General features: G+C 70.6%; 20 protein-coding genes and 5 tRNA genes. 8 read left to right on the forward strand and 17 right to left on the reverse strand.

Annotated elements, in window-relative coordinates; genetic code table 11:
- Nucleotides 1-16: 16 nt before the first annotated feature.
- Nucleotides 17-499, forward strand: coding sequence for a DUF3515 domain-containing protein (locus ACIP4X_RS23740; RefSeq protein ID WP_358734751.1), 483 nt, complete (start codon nt 17-19; stop codon nt 497-499).
- A 67-nt stretch (nt 500-566) separates the two neighbouring features.
- On the opposite strand, the gene ACIP4X_RS23745 is transcribed toward ACIP4X_RS23740, so the two are convergent.
- From ACIP4X_RS23745 to ACIP4X_RS23755, 3 genes are all read right to left on the reverse strand, one after another.
- Nucleotides 567-1,724 (reverse strand): D-alanine--D-alanine ligase family protein, encoded by a 1,158-nt coding sequence (locus ACIP4X_RS23745; protein WP_358734753.1) that lies wholly within the window; start codon nt 1,722-1,724, stop codon nt 567-569.
- Between the two features lie 115 nt (nt 1,725-1,839).
- Nucleotides 1,840-2,850 carry an NAD(P)H-dependent glycerol-3-phosphate dehydrogenase gene (locus ACIP4X_RS23750; protein ID WP_358734755.1) on the reverse strand — a complete coding sequence of 337 codons (1,011 nt, stop codon included), beginning with the start codon at nt 2,848-2,850 and terminating at the stop codon, nt 1,840-1,842.
- A complete protein-coding gene (locus tag ACIP4X_RS23755; protein WP_358734757.1) occupies nt 2,847-3,662 on the reverse strand; it encodes a lysophospholipid acyltransferase family protein in 816 nt (271 codons plus the stop codon). Before ACIP4X_RS23755 ends, ACIP4X_RS23750 begins: the two co-directional genes overlap by 4 nt.
- A gap of 198 nt (nt 3,663-3,860) precedes the next feature.
- Here ACIP4X_RS23755 and cofC point away from each other — a divergent pair, with 198 nt between their 5' ends.
- Nucleotides 3,861-4,499 carry a 2-phospho-L-lactate guanylyltransferase gene (cofC, locus tag ACIP4X_RS23760; protein WP_358734759.1) on the forward strand — a complete coding sequence of 213 codons (639 nt, stop codon included), beginning with the start codon at nt 3,861-3,863 and terminating at the stop codon, nt 4,497-4,499.
- Nucleotides 4,500-4,508: 9 nt separating this feature from the next.
- Nucleotides 4,509-4,712, forward strand: a complete 204-nt coding sequence (locus tag ACIP4X_RS23765) for a hypothetical protein (RefSeq protein ID WP_358734761.1) — start codon at nt 4,509-4,511, stop codon at nt 4,710-4,712.
- Nucleotides 4,713-4,833: 121 nt separating this feature from the next.
- Here ACIP4X_RS23765 and ACIP4X_RS23770 read toward each other — a convergent pair whose 3' ends face one another.
- From ACIP4X_RS23770 to leuC, 4 genes are all read right to left on the reverse strand, one after another.
- Nucleotides 4,834-5,469, reverse strand: coding sequence for an HU family DNA-binding protein (locus ACIP4X_RS23770; protein WP_358734763.1), 636 nt, complete (start codon nt 5,467-5,469; stop codon nt 4,834-4,836).
- 136 nt (nt 5,470-5,605) lie between these two features.
- Nucleotides 5,606-5,836 carry a hypothetical protein gene (locus tag ACIP4X_RS23775; RefSeq protein ID WP_358734765.1) on the reverse strand — a complete coding sequence of 77 codons (231 nt, stop codon included), beginning with the start codon at nt 5,834-5,836 and terminating at the stop codon, nt 5,606-5,608.
- Nucleotides 5,837-6,144: 308 nt separating this feature from the next.
- On the reverse strand, nt 6,145-6,738 hold the full coding sequence (gene leuD / locus ACIP4X_RS23780; protein ID WP_358734767.1) for a 3-isopropylmalate dehydratase small subunit: 594 nt from the start codon (nt 6,736-6,738) through the stop codon (nt 6,145-6,147).
- Between the two features lie 6 nt (nt 6,739-6,744).
- Nucleotides 6,745-8,169 (reverse strand): 3-isopropylmalate dehydratase large subunit, encoded by a 1,425-nt coding sequence (gene leuC / locus ACIP4X_RS23785; RefSeq protein WP_358734769.1) that lies wholly within the window; start codon nt 8,167-8,169, stop codon nt 6,745-6,747.
- Nucleotides 8,170-8,359: 190 nt separating this feature from the next.
- Here leuC and ndgR point away from each other — a divergent pair, with 190 nt between their 5' ends.
- On the forward strand, nt 8,360-9,076 hold the full coding sequence (gene ndgR, locus ACIP4X_RS23790) for an IclR family transcriptional regulator NdgR (RefSeq protein WP_100571774.1): 717 nt from the start codon (nt 8,360-8,362) through the stop codon (nt 9,074-9,076).
- A 206-nt stretch (nt 9,077-9,282) separates the two neighbouring features.
- On the opposite strand, the gene ACIP4X_RS23795 is transcribed toward ndgR, so the two are convergent.
- The 10 genes from ACIP4X_RS23795 to ACIP4X_RS23840 all read right to left on the reverse strand — a co-directional run bounded on the left by ACIP4X_RS23795 (nt 9,283) and on the right by ACIP4X_RS23840 (nt 14,017).
- Complete coding sequence (locus tag ACIP4X_RS23795) at nt 9,283-9,768, reverse strand: DUF4188 domain-containing protein (RefSeq protein WP_358735632.1); 486 nt, start codon at nt 9,766-9,768, stop codon at nt 9,283-9,285.
- Between the two features lie 148 nt (nt 9,769-9,916).
- Nucleotides 9,917-9,989: transfer RNA gene (locus ACIP4X_RS23800), tRNA-Glu, on the reverse strand.
- A 28-nt stretch (nt 9,990-10,017) separates the two neighbouring features.
- Nucleotides 10,018-10,089 (reverse strand) — tRNA-Gln (locus ACIP4X_RS23805).
- A gap of 20 nt (nt 10,090-10,109) precedes the next feature.
- Nucleotides 10,110-10,182, reverse strand: a tRNA-Glu gene (locus tag ACIP4X_RS23810).
- A 29-nt stretch (nt 10,183-10,211) separates the two neighbouring features.
- Nucleotides 10,212-10,284, reverse strand: a tRNA-Glu gene (locus ACIP4X_RS23815).
- Between the two features lie 38 nt (nt 10,285-10,322).
- Nucleotides 10,323-10,394: transfer RNA gene (locus ACIP4X_RS23820), tRNA-Gln, on the reverse strand.
- Nucleotides 10,395-10,484: 90 nt separating this feature from the next.
- Nucleotides 10,485-11,219, reverse strand: a complete 735-nt coding sequence (locus ACIP4X_RS23825; RefSeq protein ID WP_358735634.1) for an HAD family hydrolase — start codon at nt 11,217-11,219, stop codon at nt 10,485-10,487.
- 145 nt (nt 11,220-11,364) lie between these two features.
- Nucleotides 11,365-12,891, reverse strand: coding sequence for a glutamate--tRNA ligase (gene gltX / locus ACIP4X_RS23830; RefSeq protein ID WP_358735636.1), 1,527 nt, complete (start codon nt 12,889-12,891; stop codon nt 11,365-11,367).
- Nucleotides 12,884-13,669, reverse strand: coding sequence for a fumarylacetoacetate hydrolase family protein (locus tag ACIP4X_RS23835; protein ID WP_358735638.1), 786 nt, complete (start codon nt 13,667-13,669; stop codon nt 12,884-12,886). The genes gltX and ACIP4X_RS23835 overlap by 8 nt, the downstream gene beginning before the upstream one ends.
- Before the next feature lie 159 nt (nt 13,670-13,828).
- Complete coding sequence (locus tag ACIP4X_RS23840) at nt 13,829-14,017, reverse strand: hypothetical protein (RefSeq protein WP_358735640.1); 189 nt, start codon at nt 14,015-14,017, stop codon at nt 13,829-13,831.
- Nucleotides 14,018-14,621: 604 nt separating this feature from the next.
- On the opposite strand from ACIP4X_RS23840, the gene ACIP4X_RS23845 reads away from it, so the two are divergent.
- The 4 genes from ACIP4X_RS23845 (at nt 14,622) to ACIP4X_RS23860 (ending at nt 20,080) form a co-directional block, all read left to right on the forward strand.
- On the forward strand, nt 14,622-18,587 hold the full coding sequence (locus ACIP4X_RS23845; RefSeq protein WP_401350454.1) for a nitrate- and nitrite sensing domain-containing protein: 3,966 nt from the start codon (nt 14,622-14,624) through the stop codon (nt 18,585-18,587).
- A gap of 9 nt (nt 18,588-18,596) precedes the next feature.
- Nucleotides 18,597-19,010 (forward strand): roadblock/LC7 domain-containing protein, encoded by a 414-nt coding sequence (locus tag ACIP4X_RS23850; RefSeq protein WP_018544706.1) that lies wholly within the window; start codon nt 18,597-18,599, stop codon nt 19,008-19,010.
- A 115-nt stretch (nt 19,011-19,125) separates the two neighbouring features.
- Nucleotides 19,126-19,524: a DUF742 domain-containing protein gene (locus tag ACIP4X_RS23855; RefSeq protein WP_358735643.1), complete on the forward strand. Its 399-nt coding sequence runs from the start codon at nt 19,126-19,128 to the stop codon at nt 19,522-19,524.
- Nucleotides 19,505-20,080 carry an ATP/GTP-binding protein gene (locus ACIP4X_RS23860; RefSeq protein ID WP_358735645.1) on the forward strand — a complete coding sequence of 192 codons (576 nt, stop codon included), beginning with the start codon at nt 19,505-19,507 and terminating at the stop codon, nt 20,078-20,080. The genes ACIP4X_RS23855 and ACIP4X_RS23860 overlap by 20 nt, the downstream gene beginning before the upstream one ends.
- Nucleotides 20,081-20,186: the final 106 nt, after the last annotated feature.

A 20,186-nucleotide genomic window follows, 5' to 3' on the forward strand; every position in this document is an offset into this window, starting at 1 on the left:
CGTCTACCCTTGGCCGGTGAGCTTCTTCCGTCACCGGTTTCTCGGTCTGCCCGTCCTCGCCGCGCTGATCACCGTCGCGGGCTGCTCCCCGAGCGACGACAGCGCCACCGTGGCGGTTCCCACTCCCGGCCCGTCGGTGGCGAGACTGTGCCGTGATCTGGACCGGGAACTGCCTGGGAAAGTGGACGGACTGAGCCGCGAGGACCCCCGGCCCGCCTCCGCGCTGACCGCGGGCTGGGGAAGCCCGGCGATCATACTGCGCTGCGGTGTCCCGCGGCCCGCCGCGATGGACGATCCGGAGGCCGACGGGGCCGAGGTGAACGACGTGGGCTGGCTGCTGCAGAAGCAGGGGGACGGTTCGTTCCGTTTCACCACCGCGCTGCGCCTGGCCTATGTGGAGGTGACGATCCCCGCGGGGCGGACGGACCACGGGGTCGCGCCGCTGGTCGATCTGGCCCCGGCCGTGAAGAAGGCGATCCCCAAGGGGATCGCCGACTGAGTGCCCGACGTGCGCCCAGGGGGCGGCGGACACCGGCCGGTGTCCGCCGCCCCCTGGGCGTGTGGGGTCAGCGCAGGCCGGTGGAGCGGCGCAGTGCCGCCTGGATCAGCCGGTCCACCAGTTCCGGGTAGCTGATCCCGGTCGCCTGCCACATCTGCGGGTACATCGAGATGGGCGTGAAGCCGGGCATGGTGTTGATCTCGTTGATCACGAACTCGCCGTCCTCGGTGAGGAAGAAGTCCGCGCGGACCAGGCCCTCGCAGGAGGCCGCCTCGAACGCGTCCACCGCGAGCCGCCGCACCTCGGCGGTCTCCTCGTCGGTCAGCGGGGCGGGCACGATGCCGGGCGTGGAGTCGATGTACTTGGCCTCGAAGTCGTAGTACGCGTGCGCCTCGGGCGGCGGGATCTCGGCCGGTACGGAGGCCCGCGGGCCGTCCTCGAACTCCAGCACCCCGCACTCGATCTCGCGGCCCCGCAGCGCGGCCTCCACGAGCACCTTCGGGTCGTGCCGCCGGGCCTCCTCGATCGCCTCGTCGAGGCCGGACAGGTCGTCGACCTTGGTGATGCCGATCGACGAACCGGCCCGCGCGGGCTTCACGAACAGCGGCCAGCCGTGCTCGCCGGCGAAGTCGACGATCTTCTTCCGGGCGGCGGACGGGTCCTGCGCCCACTCGCGCGGCCGGATCACCACGTACGGGCCGACCTTGAGCCCGAAGGAGGTGAACACCCGCTTCATGTACTCCTTGTCCTGGCCGACGGCCGAGGCGAGCACGCCCGAGCCCACGTACGGAACGCCGGACAGCTCCAGGAGTCCCTGGAGGGTGCCGTCCTCGCCGTAGGGGCCGTGCAGCACCGGGAAGACCACGTCGACCTCGCCGAGCACCTTGGGCACCGAACCGGGCTCGCTGTAGACGACTTCGCGGTTGGACGGGTCGACGGGCAGCACCACGCCGCCCTCGGCGGAGTCGGCGAGTTCCTCGACGCTCGGGGTGCGGCCCTCGGTGATGGCCATGCGCTCCGGCTCGTCGGCGGTCAGGGCCCAGCGGCCGTCGCGGGTGATGCCGATCGGCAGGACCTCGTACTTGGTCCGGTCGATGGCGCGCAGCACCGCGCCCGCGGTGACCACGGAGATCCCGTGTTCGGAGCTGCGGCCGCCGCACACGACGGCCACGCGGGGCTTGCGGGACGGCTGCTCGGGGCTCTGGGGGAGGTTCTCGCTGCTCATATCGCGATGAGAGTACCCGCTGGTATCCGTGGCGTCAGTGCCCGCCCGGGCCCCGTCGCTCAGCGTCGCACGGACGGTCGCGCAACGTGATGCGGACGGCCGAAGGGCGCGGGTTTCAGCGGCGTTCGGGCTTGGCGCTGCGCGACATCAGCTCCTTGAGGGCCACCACGGGCGGCTTGGCCTCGTGCACGATGCCGACGACGGTCTCCGTGATGGGCATGTCGACGTCGTGCCGGCGGGCCAGATCCAGCACCGACTCGCAGGACTTGACGCCCTCGGCGGTCTGCTTGGTGACCGCGATGGTCTCCTGGAGGGTCATGCCCTTGCCGAGGTTGGTGCCGAAGGTGTGGTTGCGCGACAGCGGCGAGGAGCAGGTGGCCACCAGGTCGCCGAGGCCGGCGAGTCCGGAGAACGTCAGCGGGTCGGCGCCCAGGGCCATGCCGAGCCGGGTGGTCTCGGCGAGGCCGCGGGTGATGAGCGAGCCCTTGGCGTTGTCGCCGAGCCCCATGCCGTCCGCGATGCCGACGGCCAGACCGATCACGTTCTTGACGGCGCCGCCGAGTTCGCAGCCGACCACGTCGGTGTTGGTGTAGGGCCGGAAGTACGGGGTGTGGCAGACCGCCTGCAGCCGGCGGGCCACCTCCTCGTCGGTGCACGCGACCACGCCGGCGGCCGGCATACGGGCGGCGATCTCCCGGGCCAGGTTGGGCCCGGTGACGACGGCGATGCGGTCGGCGCCCACCTTGGCGACGTCCTCGATCACCTCGCTCATCCGCATGGCCGAGCCGAGTTCGACGCCCTTCATCAGGGAGACGAGGACGGTGTCGGGGGCGAGCAGCGGCGCCCACTCGGCGAGGTTGGCCCGCATGGTCTGCGAGGGGATGGCGAGCACCGTGAAGTCGGCGTCGCGGGCGGCCTCGGCGGCGTCGGCCGTGGCCCGCAGGTTCTCCGGGAGTTCGACTCCGGGCAGGTAGTCGGGGTTGGTCCGGGTGGAGTTGACCGCGTCGACGAGTTCGGCGCGGCGGGCCCACAGGGTCACCTCGCAGCCGGCGTCGGCGAGGACCATGCCGAAGGCGGTGCCCCACGATCCGGTACCGAAGACGGCCGCCTTGACCGGCTTGCTCACGTGCCCTGCCCCTCTTCCTGTACGGACTCCCGCATGTCCGGCGCGCGCTGCGCGGCCGGCACGGTCCTGCCCTGCGTCTGTGTCGCGGTGCGGCGGCGCTGCTCGATCCGCTCCCGGCGCGGATCGTACGGCTCGGCGGGCGCCTTCTCCCCGCGGATCTGCTCCAGCTGGCGGGTGATGGCCGCCATGATGACCTCGGTGGCCTCCTTGAGGAGCTCCGGAGTCATCTCCTGGTCGTAGAAGCGGGAGAGGTCCACGGGCGGCCCGGCGAGCACCTGGTGGGTCTTGCGGGGCAGCAGGTCGGGCTTCTTGGCGTAGGGCGGCAGCAGTTCGTTGGCGCCCCACTGGGCGACCGGAATCACCGGGCACTTGGTCTGGAGGGCGACCCGGGCGGCGCCGGTCTTGCCCGTCATGGGCCAGCCGTCGGGGTCGCGGGTGAGGGTGCCCTCGGGGTAGAAGGCGACGCACTCGCCGCGCTCCACGGCGTCGATGGCGGCGCGGAAGGCGCTCAGCGCGTCCGTGCTCTCGCGGTAGACGGGGATCTGCCCGGTGCCGCGCATCGCGGCACCCACCAATCCCTTCCTGAAAAGCCCGCTCTTCGCCAGGAATCGCGGAACGCGCCCGGTGTTGTACTGAAAGTGGGCGTACGCGAAGGGGTCGACGTGCGAATTGTGGTTCACCACGGTGATAAATCCGCCGTCGGCCGGAATGTGCTCCATTCCGCGCCAGTCCCGCTTGATCAGAACCACCAGTGGCGGTTTGCAGATCACCGCTGCGAAGCGATACCAGAAGCCGATTCTGCGGCGGGGCACGCGGACACCTTCCTCTAGGGCCTGGGGGGCCGCACAAGTGTCGCCCCAGGCCGCCTGTCTGTCGAGAACACCGTACGCCCGCACGTCACCGGGAGCGCCTTTGGAAGGGCTTTCGCGCCCCTCCCCCTTCCCGCCCCTTCCCGGTCCGCCGGACGGTCCGGGGGACAATGAGGACCACACGAGAGGGACGGAACGCCGGTGCAGTGGACCTTGGTCATTCCCCTGAAGCCCCTGAACCGGGCCAAGAGCAGGCTCTCGGACACCGCCGGCGAGGGGGTGCGTCCTGGCCTGGCCCTCGCCTTCGCCGTGGACACGGTGGCGGCCGCGCTGGCCTGCCCGGCGGTCGCGGATGTGGCGGTCGTCACGGACGACACCGAGGCCGCGCGGGAGCTGGCCGCGCTCGGCGCCCGGATCGTCGCCGACGATCCCCGGGCCGGTCTGAACGCCGCCCTCGCGCACGGGGCGGCGGTGGTGCGGGCCGCGCGCCCCCGGACTCCGGTGGCGGCCCTCAACGCCGATCTTCCCGCGCTGCGGCCCATGGAATTGGCCCGGGTCCTGGCGGCGGCCGGACAATTCCCGCGGGCATTTCTCGCGGATTCCGCGGCCGTCGGCACGACTTTGCTGACGGCCTCTCCCGGGCATCCGCTGCTCCCGTCCTTCGGTACCGATTCCCGGGCCCGTCACCGGGCCTCCGGCGCGATGGAACTGTCCCTGGACGCGGTGGAATCCGTGCGCCAGGACGTGGACACGGGCGACGACCTGCGGGCGGCGCTGGCCCTCGGCGTGGGGCCGCGGACGGCCGCCGCGGCCGCGCGGCTGCCGGCCCGGGGGCAGTAGGCTGCCGTCATGCAGGCGACCGCATACACGTACGACCCCGAAAGCCGCAGCGGGCAGGTGCTGCTGGACGACGGCACCCCGGTGTCCTTCGACGCGCCGGCGTTCGACGCGGGCGGCCTGCGGCTGCTGCGGCCGGGACAGCGGGTGCGGATCGAGACCGAGGGCGAGGCGAACGCCCTGCGGATCACCCTGGTGACGCTGCAGACCTTCTGAACGGACGGGAGGACCGCCCCCTCCGCGCGAGGGACCCGGCGGCCTTGCCGGCGGGGTCCGAACACGCCGCGGGCCGGGCTCCCTCGGGAGTCCGGCCCGGCGCGTGAGTGCCCCTGCGCCGCTACTTGCCGCGGGCGGCGGTCTTCTTGGCGGTGGTCTTGCGGGCGGTCGACTTCTTGGCGGGGGCCTTCTTGGCCGTGGCCTTCTTCGCCGGCGCCTTCTTGGCGGTGGTCTTCTTGGCGGCGGCCTTCGTGGCCGTCGTCTTCTTGGCGGCCGCCGTGGTCTTCTTGGCCGTGGCGGCCTTCTTGGCGGTGGTCTTCTTCGCCGCCGGGGTGGCCTTCTTCGCGGCCGTCTTCTTCGCGGCCGCGGTGGTCTTCTTCGCCGCGGCCTTCTTGCCGACGGCCTTGGCAATGGTGGCGGGCGGGCCGGAGAGGCTGCCCTTGGGCGCCTTCTTGACCGCGATGTCATGCTTCGGGAGCTTCTTCGAGCCGCTCACCAGGTCCTTGAAGCCCTGGCCGGCGCGGAAGCGGGGAACGGAGGTCTTCTTGACCCGCACCCGCTCACCCGTCTGCGGGTTGCGCGCGTAACGGGCGGGACGGTCGACCTTCTCGAAGGACCCGAAGCCGGTGACCGAGACCCGGTCTCCCGCGACGACCGCGCGGACGACGGCGTCCAGTACCGCGTCCACCGCATCGGCGGCCTGCTGGCGGCCGCCCATCTTGTCGGCAATCGCTTCTACGAGCTGCGCCTTGTTCACGTCTTCCCCTTCGGAGACCTTGCCGGAACGAAAGTGTTCAAGCGTTTTCGCACGTTAGGCAGATATATACCGCAAATCAAACACGAAACGGGCTAATCACCCTTGTGCCGCAACGGACTCGACGACCCCGGGCTGTTCAGCCTTCCTCGCCGGGGATTCGCCCCTGGTCGAGGTCTGCCGTGAACCGCTCCAGACGCCTTGTCGCACTGGCCAGATCGTGCTTGGCCGCGGCCGTAATGACCAGCAGCTTCCGGGTCAGCGCCATCCGTACGCTCTCCGGGACTTGCAGTGCGCGCACCCTTTCGTGCGCTTCCTTGAGCTGGGCCGCGACTGCCGTATAGAGCTCGAGTTGGCCGTCGTTGTCCATGCACAGATTGTGCCATCTGGGGCGAGTTGTCGCCTGCGCTGGGGGGCAACTGACGCCTGCGGCAACCGTCGGGGCGGTTGCGCCGGGCGGGCTCCGGAGCCTCGTCTACCCCGGCAATAGCCCGCTTAACGTGGGAAGTTGAGCGCACCGACGGCGGCGCGCCGGATGGTACGGACGTAAAAAAGGCTGTACCCCCGATCGCCTCGATCGGGGGTACAGCGGGGTCGTACGGTGGCCGAAAGTCGACTTGCCAAGGCGGCGCGGAGCGGTTTCCGGCTCGGCGGCCGCTCATCGGCCGGGGCCGGGGATCAGACCGGCTGGGTGCGCGGCTTGTAGGCGGGGCGCTTCGCCTCGTACGCGGCGATGTCGGTCTCGTTCTGGAGGGTGATGGAGATGTCGTCCAGACCGTTCAGCAGCCGCCAGCGGGAGTTCTCGTCCAGCTCGAACGGGGCGGTGATCCCCTCGGCGCGCACCTCGCGGGCGACCAGGTCGACGGTCACCTCGGCCTGGGGGTCCTTCTCGGTGAGCTCCCACAGGGCGTCCACGACCTTCTGGTCCAGAACCACGGTGAGCAGGCCGTTCTTCAGCGAGTTGCCCCGGAAGATGTCGGCGAAGCGGGACGAGATCACGGTCTTGAAGCCGTAGTTCTGCAGCGCCCAGACGGCGTGCTCGCGGGAGGAGCCGGTGCCGAAGTCGGGGCCGGCGACCAGGACCGTGGCGCCGTCGCGCTCCGGGCGGTTGAGCACGAAGCCGGGGTCCTTGCGCCAGGCCTCGAACAGCCCGTCCTCGAATCCGTCGCGGGTGACCTTCTTGAGCCAGTGGGCGGGGATGATCTGGTCGGTGTCGACGTTGCTGCGGCGCAGCGGGACGGCCCGGCCGGTGTGGGTGGTGAAGGCTTCCATGATCTCTCAGACTCCAGCGGGCGTGGGGGCGTCGGACAGGTCGGCCGGGGAGGCCAGGTGGCCGAGGACCGCGGTGGCCGCGGCGACCTGCGGGGAGACCAGGTGGGTGCGGCCACCCTTGCCCTGCCTGCCCTCGAAGTTGCGGTTGGAGGTGGAGGCGGAGCGCTCGCCGGGGGCGAGCTGGTCGGGGTTCATGCCCAGGCACATCGAGCAGCCCGCGTGCCGCCATTCGGCGCCGGCCTCCTTGAAGACCACGTCCAGGCCCTCGGAGACGGCCTGGAGACCCACGCGCGCGGAACCGGGGACGACCAGCATCCGTACGCCGTCGGCGACTTTGCGGCCCCGCACGATGTCGGCGGCGGCCCGCAGGTCCTCGATGCGGCCGTTGGTGCAGGAGCCTACGAAGACGGTGTCCACGTCGATGGAGCGCAGCGGCTGCCCGGCCGCCAACCCCATGTACTCCAGGGCCTTTTCGGCGGCCAGCCGCTCCGATGCGTCTTCGTACGAAGCGGGGTCGGGGACGGCCGCCGAAAGCGGCGCGCCCTGGCCGGGGTTGGTGCCCCAGGTGACGAACGGGGACAGCTCGGCGGCGTCGATGACGACCTCGGCGTCGAAGACGGCGTCGTCGTCGGAGCGCAGGGTCTTCCAGTACGCGACCGCGGCGTCCCAGTCGGCGCCCTCGGGGGCGTGCGGGCGGCCCTGGAGGTAGGCGAAGGTCGTCTCGTCGGGGGCGATCATGCCCGCGCGGGCGCCGGCCTCGATCGACATGTTGCAGATGGTCATGCGGGCCTCCATCGAGAGCTTCTCGATGGCGGAGCCGCGGTACTCCAGGATGTAGCCCTGGCCGCCGCCGGTGCCGATCCTCGCGATGATCGCCAGGATCAGGTCCTTGGCCGTGACGCCCTCGGGAAGTTCGCCCTCGATGGTGATCGCCATGGTCTTCGGGCGGGCCATCGGCAGGGTCTGGGTGGCGAGCACGTGCTCGACCTGGGAGGTGCCGATGCCGAACGCCAGCGCGCCGAAGGCGCCGTGCGTGGAGGTGTGGGAGTCACCGCAGACGACGGTGGTGCCCGGCTGGGTCAGACCGAGCTGCGGTCCCACCACGTGGACGACGCCCTGCTCGACGTCGCCCAGCGGGTGCAGCCGGACCCCGAAGTCGGCGCAGTTCTTGCGCAGCGTCTCCAGCTGGACGCGGGAGACCGGGTCCGCGATGGGCTTGTCGATGTCGAGGGTCGGGGTGTTGTGATCCTCGGTCGCGATGGTCAGGTCGAGCCGGCGCACACCGCGACCGCTCTTGCGCAGGCCGTCGAAGGCCTGGGGGCTGGTCACCTCGTGCAGCAGGTGCAGATCGATGAAGAGGAGGTCGGGCTCGCCCTCGGCGCGCCGGACGACGTGGTCGTCCCAGACCTTCTCCGCGAGTGTCCTACCCATCGCTTTCCCTCCGGCCGGACGCCACGGGCGCCGGCCCAACTAGAGATCTTGAGGATGCGGCACCCGCGCCCCCCTCCGGGCGTCCGCCGCAGAGCCCGCCGGTCGACGCGGGCCGCTGTGACTACCAGAGTGGCGTGTTCCACGGAAAATTGAACTTGCGTTTCACAGAGTGAGACGCAAGTATCGTTGCATGGACAACAGTAGCGGCGTCGGCGTTCTGGACAAGGCAGCCCTTGTCCTGAGCGCTCTGGAGTCCGGTCCGGCCACCCTCGCGGGCCTGGTCGCGGCCACCGGACTGGCACGACCCACGGCCCACCGGCTGGCCGTGGCGCTGGAACACCACCGCATGGTGGCGCGCGACATGCAGGGCCGGTTCATCCTCGGCCCGCGCCTGGCGGAGCTGGCCGCGGCCGCGGGCGAGGACCGCCTGCTGGCCACCGCGGGGCCGGTGCTCACACACCTGCGGGACGTGACGGGCGAGAGCGCGCAGCTCTACCGCCGCCAGGGCGACATGCGCATCTGCGTCGCCGCGGCCGAGCGCCTGTCCGGTCTTCGGGACACGGTCCCGGTCGGCTCCACGCTCACGATGAAGGCGGGCTCCTCGGCACAGGTCCTGATGGCCTGGGAGGAGCCGGAGCGCCTCCACCGCGGCCTCCAGGGCGCCCGCTTCACGGCGACGGCCCTGTCGGGCGTACGGCGCCGGGGCTGGGCCCAGTCGATCGGCGAGCGCGAGCCGGGCGTCGCGTCCGTCTCCGCGCCGGTGCGCGGGCCCTCCAACCGCGTGGTGGCCGCCGTCTCGGTCTCCGGACCCATCGAGCGCCTCACTCGCCACCCCGGGCGCATGCACGCCCAGGCGGTCATCGACTCCGCCGCACGCCTGTCCGAGGCCCTGCGCCGCTCCGGCTGACTCCCGCGCCCCGCAGGGCCGGCCTCAACGCCGCGGCAGGCCCCGCGCACGGGACATCGACACCCGACCACACCCGACCACCCGGCCCCGGGCGAGCGATGCTCGCCCGGGGCCGGCCCGTTGTCCCGCCCGCCCCGCACGCCACAACACCACTGACACAGGCATCGCAGAGGTCACACGCGTGGACTTGGGACACAGCGGGTGGCTCAGGAGAGGCGCAGCCTGGCTGCCGCCCGGTCTCCGCGGCGGGCCACCGGGACCACGTCCGTGGCCCTGCCGAGCCCGGTGGGGGGCATGTTCATGTAGATGGCCTCGTGGGCGCCGGCCGGGACCACGTAGGTCTCGTGCCAGAAGCCGACCCTGCCCCTTCCCTCGCGCAGCCGGCGGTTGAACGCGGACCAGGCCGGGCGGTGGCTACGGTCGGGCGCGGTGGCGTAGTCGAGGAGTTTCTCCTTGGACTCCCAGTACTGCACGACGTGCACCTCGCGCGGTCCCGCCAGCAGTTGCCTGGCTCCGAGGAGTCCGCTGTCGGGGTCGCGGTGGAGTTCCGCGAGCATCGGTCCCATCGCCTTGACCACCGGCCACCAACTACGCACCGCCGCGAAGCTGTTGATGCGCACCCCGATGTGGAACACGACCACCTCGCCCTCGTGCCCGGCGGTCATGCGCCCCTCGATCGGCTGGACACCCATCCGTTCCCCCGTTCCCTCACCTCAGTGGCCTCGGACAGCACCATGGAGAGTGCCACTATCCATATTTGGATAGTGGCACTCTCCACGTATGAGCGCAAGGGAAAAACACAAAAGGACCCTCCTCTAAGGGAGGGCCCTTCCGACTGCGTACCCCCGACCGGATTCGAACCGGCGCTACCGCCTTGAGAGGGCGGCGTGCTAGGCCGCTACACAACGGGGGCCTGGACACTGCGTTTCCGCAGGTCCGAGCTGGTCTACCTGGACTCGAACCAAGACTAACTGAACCAGAATCAGTCGTGCTGCCAATTACACCATAGACCAATGATGGTTTAGACCAGTCGTACCCCCGACCGGATTCGAACCGGCGCTACCGCCTTGAGAGGGCGGCGTGCTAGGCCGCTACACAACGGGGGCCTTGATCCCTGGAATGCTCCTGAGATCCGTACCCCCGACCGGATTCGAACCGGCGCTACTGCCTTGAGAGGGCAGCGTGCTAGGCCGCTACACAACGGGGGCCTGCGGATGAGATCCGCGGTGCAGATGAGCTCTGCGAGCTGGCCTACCTGGACTCGAACCAAGACTAACTGAACCAGAATCAGTCGTGCTGCCAATTACACCATAGGCCACTGAGAGTCAAGATCCTGTGAGGATCCTGTTCTAGTGTTGCATCCGCGGTTCCGGACCTTCGGCCCGCGCCCCGCGGCGCAGGAAGAACATTACCTGAAGGTGGACGGGGCTCCAAAACGAGTATCGGCGCGGAGGATCGCGGGCAGTTCGGCGAGCGAGGCGATCCGTCGCCAACCGCCGTCGTCCCGGCCGCCGGCGTGCACGCCCGCGCGGTCGATCCAGACCGACAGCAGCCCGGCCTCGGCGGCGCCCCTCGCGTCGATGTCCGGATGGTCGCCGACGTACGCCACTTCGCGCGGGTGGAGTTCCAGCGCCTCGCACGCCGCGTGGAACGCCCGCGGCTCCGGCTTGGACACACCGAGTTCCGCGGCGCACAGCACCGTCTCGAAGCGGTCGCGCACGCCGAGGGCGCGCAGTTTGCGCTCCTGGACGTGGATGCTGGAGTTGGACAGCACGGCGTGCCGGTGGCTGGCGGCGAGAGCGTCCAGGACCGGCAGCACGTCCGGAAAAAGCGCCCAGGCGGTCTCGTAGTGCCCGAGGTAGCGCGCGAACCACGCGTCGGTCTCGTCGTCGGTCAGCTCCGGCCGGGCGAGGAAGACCCGCACCCGGTCCCGCCGCTGCTCCTCGAAGGTCGCCTCCCCCGCCGAGAACCGCGCCCACTGCGCGTCGGTGGTCCGCCGCCAGTGCGCCAGGGCGCCCTCCACGGTCGCGTACCCGTCGAGCAGGCCCTCGGCGGCCAGGTGCGTGCGCATACCGGCGCGGTCGGCGGTGGTGTAGTCGAAGAGGGTGTCGTCGACGTCCCAGAGCACGGCTTTGATCGGCATGAGACCGACGGTACGCCAAATCGGCCGGGGTTCCGGGGACCGTCCCCGGCCCGCACCGCACCGGGCACCACCAGCCCGCGGTCGTCCTCATATGACAGGGGCGGCAGCCGAACCGGCTGCCGCCCCTGTGTGTGTCACACGGTGCTTACGCGGACGCGAGCCTGGTGAGCGCCGCGTCGATGCGGGTCAGCGTCTTCTCCTTGCCCAGGACTTCGAGGGACTCGAAGAGGGGCAGGCCGACCGTGCGGCCGGTGACGGCGACGCGGACCGGGGCCTGGGCCTTGCCGAGCTTGAGGCCGTGGGCCTCGCCGGCGGCCAGGACGGCCTCCTTCAGGGAGTCGGGGGAGGTCCAGTCGGCCGACTCCAGCTTCTCCCGGGCGGTGCGAAGCAGGGCGTCGGAGCCCTCCTTCATCGCCTTGGTCCAGCTCGGCTCGTCGAAGACGGGCTCGGGCAGGAAGAGGAAGTCCACGTTGTCCGTGATCTCGGACAGGACCTTCAGACGCGTCTGCGCCTGCGGGGCGATCGCCTGCCACTTGGCCTCGTCGAAGTCCTCCGGCGCCCAGGGCGCGACGGGGGCCTTGAGCCAGGGCGCGCAGCGCTCGGTGAAGTCCTTCACCTCGAGCAGGCGGATGTGGTCGGCGTTGATCGCCTCGCACTTCTTCAGGTCGAAGCGGGCCGGGTTGGGGTTCACGTCCGCGATGTCGAAGGCCGCGACCATCTCCTCGACGGAGAAGATGTCCCGGTCGGCCGAGAGCGACCAGCCCAGCAGGGAGAGGTAGTTGAGCAGGCCCTCGGGCAGGAAGCCGCGCTCGCGGTAGAGGTTCAGCGACGACTGCGGGTCGCGCTTGGAGAGCTTCTTGTTGCCCTCGCCCATCACGTACGGCAGGTGGCCGAAGGCCGGGATGTCCTTGGCGACGCCCAGTTCGATCAGCGCCTTGTACAGGGCGATCTGGCGCGGGGTGGAGGAGAGCAGGTCCTCGCCGCGCAGGATGTGGGTGATCTCCATCAGCGCGTCGTCGACCGGGTTGACCAGCGTGTACAGCGGGGCGCCGTTGGCGCGGACGATGCCGTAGTCCGGGACGTTCTCCGGGAGGTACGTGATCTCGCCGCGGACCAGGTCCGTGAAGGTGATCGTCTCGTCGGGCATCCGGAAGCGGACGATCGGCGCCCGGCCCTGTGCCTTGTACTCCTCGACCTGCGCGGCGCTCAGGTCGCGGCAGTGGCCGTCGTAGCCGGACGGCTTGCCGGCCGCGCGGGCGGCCTCGCGGCGGCTGTCCAGCTCCTCCTGGGAGCAGTAGCAGTGGTAGGCATGGCCGGCGTCGAGCAGCTTGTGGGCGACGTCGGCGTAGATGTCCATGCGCTGCGACTGCCGGTACGGCGCGTGCGGTCCGCCGACCTCGGGACCCTCGTCCCAGTCGAAGCCCAGCCAGCGCATCGCGTCGAGGAGCTGGTTGTAGGACTCCTCGGAGTCGCGGGCCGCGTCGGTGTCCTCGATGCGGAAGACCAGCGTCCCCTGGTGGTGCCGGGCGAACGCCCAGTTGAACAGGGCGGTGCGGACCAGGCCCACGTGGGGGTTACCGGTGGGGGAAGGGCAGAAACGTACGCGTGGGGGTACCCCCTGTCCGAGCGGAGCCGGGGACTTGGGGGAGGGGGAGTCTGGTGCGCTAGCCACGCTTGACAACCTTGTTGGTGAGAGTGCCGATGCCTTCGATGGTGACGGCGACCTCGTCGCCGACGTTGAGGGGGCCGACCCCTGCCGGGGTGCCCGTGAGGATCACGTCGCCGGGGAGCAGCGTCATGGCCTCGGAGATGTTGACGATCAGATCCTCGATCGGGTGGATCATCTCGCTGGTGCGGCCGAGCTGCCGCTGCTCGCCGTTGACGGTGAGCTGGATGGTCAGGTCGGCCGCGGCGGTGATGTCGATGTCCGTCTCCACCCAGGGGCCGAGCGGGCAGGAGGTGTCGAAGCCCTTGGCCCTGGCCCACTGCTTCTCGCGCCGCTGCACGTCGCGGGCGGTGACGTCGTTGGCGCAGGTGTAGCCGAGGATCACGTCCTTGACGCGCTCGCGCGGGACCTCGCGGCACATGCGGCCGATGACCACGGCCAGCTCGGCCTCGTGGTGCAGCTCCTGGGAGAAGGAGGGGTACTGGATCGGGTCGCCGGGGCCGATCACCGAGGTGGACGGCTTGAAGAAGGCGAACGGGGCGTCGGGCACCTCGTTGCCGAGCTCGCGTGCGTGCTCGGCGTAGTTGCGGCCGAAGGCCACGACCTTGTTGGGGAGCACCGGCGGCAGCAGCCGTACCTTGCTCAGCGGCACCCGGGTGCCGGAGAGCTCGAAGTCCGCGAACGGGATGCCCTTGATGATGTCGAGGACGAGTTCGTCCGGCTTGTCGCCCTCGACCGCGCCGAAGGCGACGTTCCCGTCGATGGAGAACCTGGCGATGCGCACGGGTTGCTTGGCCCCTTGACTGAAACGACTGGAGTCTGACGCTCCAGGCTAACGCGGCCGGGCCCCGGACCTCGCGCGATCACGGCGTGCGGGGCATGAGGGCGGGGCGTCCCGCATGCGGAACGCCCCGTGGTCCTTCGTCCGTGTCCGGACCGCGCGCTACTCCGCGGCGACGGCCGCGACGGGCGCCTCCATGAGGACGGTGCGCCGGGGGTTGGCGGTCTGCTCGGGAAGGGAGACGGAGTGCTCCGGCTGCTCCGGCGTCCGCAACGTCTCGGTTCCCTCGAGGTGCATCAGCGTCGTGCGCCGGGGGTTGGCTATGGTGCGGAACATCATCGTCGTCTTCACGGTTGTACGAGACCTTGTCGTCTACGGGCACCGGGGAGGTCCGCATGACCCCACGTTCGGGCGCCGGTTGTCGGATTTGCCATCCCTGTAAAGCGTCAGGCTAAACATTCAATTCCCGGCCGAACGTGTGAAGAGCCCGTGATGTCGGTGTGAGTTTGCTCACGAAGCCATGGACAATTCGGGTGATTCAAAGTTGCGCCTCTGATCGTCGAATCGGACATTGACTCACTGAAGCCATCATTCCGCTCCCGATCATGGCGACCGGGACACCTGAAGTGACTCGCGGGTACGTAGCGAAATGTCCCCTATACGGGAGATCACTTTCGACGGCAGGTAATCCGTCACTCACGGGCTGTCACGGAGGTCACAGCTAGGCCCACATGCCTTGTTGGAGATCCGCCACTGTGCTGGAATGCCACGGACCGCCGCAGGATCGAGCCGGCGCGCAGGGGGCGCAACGCAGCGCCGGGTGGCGGTGAGAAGGGGGAACCAGCGCCGGTCACTCACGACCATCCGGGAAGTGCGTCTCAGGGCCCTTCCCACAACGCCGACACCGTCCTTCCGTTCGCGCGGAGGGGCGCCTGGTCCAGAGGTTGCGACGCTAGTGCAGGGACGTTTCAAGAGGGATGGCAGCGCTTCGGCGGAGCCGGAGCCGCACGGCGGGACTGGCCCCATGGCCGTCAGTTCCTCGCCCCAGCACGCCCAGAATCCGACCCCGGGCGGCGACGGCGCGGAGCGCACCGGACGCGCGGGCACGACCGGCCCGGCCGGTGCGTCGAAGCCGGGCCCGGCTTCGACCGCCAAGCAGTCCGCGAACCAGACCCCGGTGAGCACCGGTTCGCGCATGGCACTGCGCAACTGGCGCATCTCCACCCGTCTGGTGGCGCTGCTCACGCTGCCCGTGGCCGCCGCCACCACACTCGGTGGGCTCCGCATCAGCGAGAGCATGGACGACATCCAGCAGCTCGACAACATGAAGCTGCTGACGGTCATGACCAAGCAGGCCACCGAACTGGCCGCCGCGCTCCAGGAGGAGCGCGACCAGTCCGCCGGCCCGCTGACCAACCCCTCGCCCGCGAGCGCCATCACCATCAAGGGCTACCGGGACCGCACCGACCGCGCCCGCGCCAACTTCCTGACCGCGTCCGAGGAGATCGACGCCGCCAGCAAGGACGGCAACCTCCTCGGTGTCCGCGACACCCTGGTCGGCCTGGCCAGCGACCTCAACAGCATCAGCAAGATCCGCAAGGACGCGTACGCGTCCAAGGAGAACTCGGCCCGCACGGTCGAGAGCTACCACCGGCTCATCACCGAGCTGCTCGCCCTCTCCCAGGACATGGCCGAGGCGACCAGCAACCCGCAGATGATCCAGCGGACGCGTGCCCTGGCCGCCTTCTCCTCCGCCAAGGAGTACGCGTCCGTCCAGCGCGCGGTCATCGCCGCCGCCCTGCCGGCCAACAACATCAACTCCGGCAGCCTCTCGGACAACGACCGCCTCTACGCCCAGCAGGCGCTGGAGAGTCAGACCTCCGACCTCAACAGCTTCCGCAACATCTACGGGGAGGGCTCCGAGGAGCTCATCAAGCCCATCGCGGAGGGCAACCCGACGATTCTGTCCGCGGACACCTACGCCAAGCGCGTCCTGGACAACCCCGACGGTCTGCAGCAGGCCAACAAGCGGTCCTACCGCGACTGGGTGGACGACAGCTCGACCAAGATCGAGCAGATGAAGAAGATCGAGCACACGCTGCTCGAGGAGATGGAACAGAAGGCCCGCGAGCTGCGCAGCGCCACCGAGTACGACGCGATCGTCTCCGGTGCGCTGATCCTGCTCGTGCTCGGCGTGTCGCTGGTCGGCGCCTTCGTCGTGGCCCGCTCCATGATCCGCTCGCTGCACCGGCTCCAGGAGACCGCCACCAAGGTCGCCCAGGAACGCCTGCCCGAGCTGGTCCGCCAGCTCTCGGAGACCGACCCGCAGGACGTCGACACGTCCGTCGAGTCGGTCGGTGTGCACTCCCGGGACGAGATCGGCCAGGTGGCCACGGCCTTCGACGAGGTGCACCGCGAGGCGGTCCGTCTCGCCGCCGAGCAGGCCCTGCTGCGGGGCAACGTCAACGCGATGTTCACCAACCTCTCGCGCCGCTCCCAGGGTCTGATCCAGCGCCAGCTCTCGCTGATCTCCGAGCTCGAGTCCCGCGAGGCCGACCCGGACCAGCTGTCCTCGCTGTTCAAGCTCGACCACCTCGCCACGCGCATGCGCCGTAACGGTGAGAACCTCCTCGTCCTCGCCGGTGAGGAGCCCGGCCGCCGCTGGACCCGTCCGGTCCCGCTGGTCGACGTGCTCCGCGCCGCCGCGTCCGAGGTGGAGCAGTACGAGCGCATCGAGCTGGCCTCGGTGCCCGGCACCGAGGTCGCCGGCCGCGTGGTCAACGACCTCGTGCACCTGCTGGCCGAGCTGCTGGAGAACGCCACCTCGTTCTCCTCCCCGCAGACCAAGGTCAAGGTCACCGGTCACGCGCTGCCGGACGGCCGGGTGCTGATCGAGATCCACGACACCGGTATCGGCCTGTCCCCGGAGGACCTGGCCGCGATCAACGAGCGGCTCGCCGCGCCGCCCACCGTGGACGTCTCGGTCTCCCGCCGCATGGGTCTGTTCGTGGTCGGTCGTCTGTCCCAGCGGCACGGCATCCGCATCCAGCTGCGCCCCTCCGACTCCGGTGGTACGACGGCGCTGGTCATGCTGCCCGTCGACGTCGCCCAGGGCGGCAAGAAGCCGGGCGGGGGCAAGCCCGGTGGCCAGGGCGCGGGCGGTCCCGCCGCCGCGGCCGCCGCCGCCGGTGCCGCCGCGGCCCGCCGTCAGGGCGGTCAGCAGGGCGGTGGCGCCCTCGGCGCGGGTGGTCAGCAGGGCGGGGCGGGCCGGCTCGGTGCCGGAGCCGCTCCGCGCGGCCAGGTCAGTGGTGGTCAGGGCCCGCGGGCCGCGCTGCCCGGTGCCGGCCGCCAGGGCGCTCCGGGCGGAGCGCGCGGGCAGCAGGGTCCGGGGCAGTCGCAGCAGCAGGGCCGTCCGGGCGCGTCGGGCATGGCAGGCGCCTTCGGCCACGCACCCGGCGGGCCGCAGGGCCAGCAGGGTCCCGGCGCGGGCGCCCCCCAGGGCTTCGGCGACGGACGGCACCCGGGTGCCCAGCAGCAGCCGCAGGGCTTCGGCGACGGACACCGCCAGGACGCCTTCGGCGGCGCGCGCGGCGGTGTTCCCCCGCAGCGCGGAAACGGCGGCGAGCCGGGCCGGCAGCCGCAGCTGCCGGCGCGCGGCGCCCCGCGTGCCGAGCTGCCGGGCGGCAACGGGCCGTCCCGTACGCAGGGTTGGGCCGACGAGAACGCTCAGCACCGGGCCGCTCTGGACGCACCGCGCGGCCACGACGAGCAGGACGCGGCGCAGACCTCGCAGATGCCGCGGATCGACGACCGGCAGGGCCCCGGCGCGACGGCCGAGATACCCCGCTTCGACGACCGGCAGGGCCCCGGCTCCGCCGCGGAGACCTCCGCGTTCCCGCGCCCCGACTTCGACTCGCCGCAGCCGGGCATGGACGGCTCCCAGAACACGGGCCAGTTCGTCCGCTCGGACGTCTACGGTCCGTCCGGGCAGAACGACCCGGCCGACACGGGCCGGTTCCCGGCCCAGCAGGGTTACGACAACGGCAACACGGGCCAGTTCGCCGCTCAACAGGGCTACAACAACGGCGACACCGGCCAGTTCGCCGCCCAGCAGGGCTACAACAACGGCAACACGGGCCAGTTCGCCGCCCAGCAGGGCTACAACAACGGCGACACCGGCCAGTTCGCCGCCCAGCAGGGCTACAACAACGGCGACACGGGCCAGTTCGCACAGCCGGGTCACGACAACGGCTCCACCGGCCAGTTCGCCCAGCCCGGTCACCACAACGCCGCGCCCGGCCGGAACGGTCACCAAGGTGGTCCCGCCGACTTCGGCGGGCTGCGCGGTCAGGCCGCCCAGCGGCCGCAGCAGCGTCCCGCCCGCCCGGAGCCTGGCAACCAGGGCGCCCCGCAGCAGCGGCCGGACGACGCCTGGGCCCTGCCGCCGGCCCCGGGTCCCGGTGACGGCCGTACGCCGCTGTTCGACACCCTGGAGACCAACTGGTTCCGCGGTGAACAGCGGCAGCAGCAGGGCGGCGAACCGGCTCCCGCCCAGGCCGCACCTCAGCAGCCGCAGCAGCCGCAGCAACAGCCGCAGACTCCTGCGGCCCCCCAGCGTCCCGCCGCCTCCGCCTGGCGCACCTCGCCGAACGACGAACTCGTCCGGCAGGCCGAACGCGTCAGGCAGCCGGCCGCGGGCGGAGTCACCACCTCCGGCCTGCCGCGCCGGGTGCCCCGGGCCAACCTCGTCCCGGGCACGGCTCAGCAGCAACAGCACCAGAGCGGTCCGCAGGTCTCGCGTGCGCCCGACGACGTACGCGGCCGGCTGACCAATCTCCGTCGGGGCATCGCACAGGGCCGTCAGGCCGGCAACGGTCAGACGGGCAGTTCCCCCAGCCCCACTCACCAGCAGGAGCGTTAGTTGAGCCCGATGAGCCAGGCGGCACAGAACCTCAACTGGTTGATCACCAACTTCGTGGACAACACCCCCGGGGTGTCCCACACCGTCGTGGTGTCCGCCGACGGACTCCTACTGGCGATGTCCGAAGGCTTCCCCCGCGACCGCGCCGACCAGCTCGCGGCCGTGGCCTCGGGCCTGACCTCGCTGACCGCCGGGGCCTCCCGGATCTTCGAGGGCGGCAGTGTGTCGCAGACGGTCGTCGAGATGGAGCGCGGTTTCCTCTTCCTGATGTCCGTGTCGGACGGGTCGTCCCTGGCGGTCCTGGCCCACCCCGAGTGCGACATCGGCCTCGTCGGCTACGAGATGGCGCTGCTCGTCGACCGCGCGGGGGCGGTCCTGACGCCAGATCTGCGCGCCGAACTACAGGGCAGTCTGCTGCACTGACCGGCTCCGGCACCATCCAACTCACCAAATCACCGTCCGGCCGCCACAATCCCCCCACCGGCCCCGTCAGACGGCTTGACTGACCGACTTGCTGTCCCGCCCGCCCGGAGGATTCATGACCCCGCCCCCCGCCTCTCATGATCCGTACGCTGAGCCGTACGGGGATGAGGGCGACCAGCCGCTGGTACGTCCCTATGCGATGACCGGCGGCCGGACCCGGCCGCGCTACCAGCTCGCCATCGAGGCGCTGATCAGCACGACGGCCGACCCGGCAGCGCTGATGGGACTGCTACCGGAGCACCAGCGGATCTGCCACCTGTGCCGCGAGGTGAAATCCGTGGCGGAGGTCTCGGCGCTCCTGTCCATGCCGCTCGGCGTGGCCAGGATCCTTGTCGCGGACCTCGCAGAGGCCGGCCTGGTGGCCATCCACCAGCCGGGCGGGGACGAGAACAACGGTGGCGCACCGGATGTGACGCTGCTCGAAAGGGTGCTCAGTGGACTTCGCAAGCTCTGACGGGGGTCGGGCGACCACCTCCGCGAAGATCGTGGTGGCGGGCGGCTTCGGCGTGGGCAAAACCACGTTCGTCGGCGCCGTCTCGGAGATCAACCCGCTGCGCACGGAGGCCGTCATGACGTCCGCTTCGGCGGGCATCGACGACCTCACCCACACCGGGGACAAGACCACCACCACGGTGGCCATGGACTTCGGCCGCATCACGCTCGACCAGGACCTGATCCTCTACCTGTTCGGCACCCCCGGCCAGGACCGCTTCTGGTTCATGTGGGACGACCTCGTCCGCGGCGCCATCGGCGCCGTCGTCCTCGTCGACACCCGCAGGCTCGCCGACTGCTTCCCCGCCGTCGACTACTTCGAGAACAGCGGACTGCCCTTCGTCATCGCCCTCAACGGCTTCGACGGCCAGCAGCCCTACAACCCCGACGAAGTCCGCGAAGCCCTCCAGATCGGCCCCGACGCACCGATCATCATCACCGACGCACGCCACCGCGCCGACGCCAAATCCACCCTCATCACCCTGGTGGAACACGCCCTCATGGCCCGGCTGCGGTAACAGGGGCACCAGAAGCAGCCCCCAAGTGGGGAGCGCCATACGGCAGTTGTCGTAGACACACCGGGGCCGACCGGGTCCATTGACACGGTCGGCCCCGGTGTTCATA

The organism is Streptomyces sp. NPDC088817 (assembly GCF_044750345.1).
GTDB lineage: Bacteria > Actinomycetota > Actinomycetes > Streptomycetales > Streptomycetaceae > Streptomyces.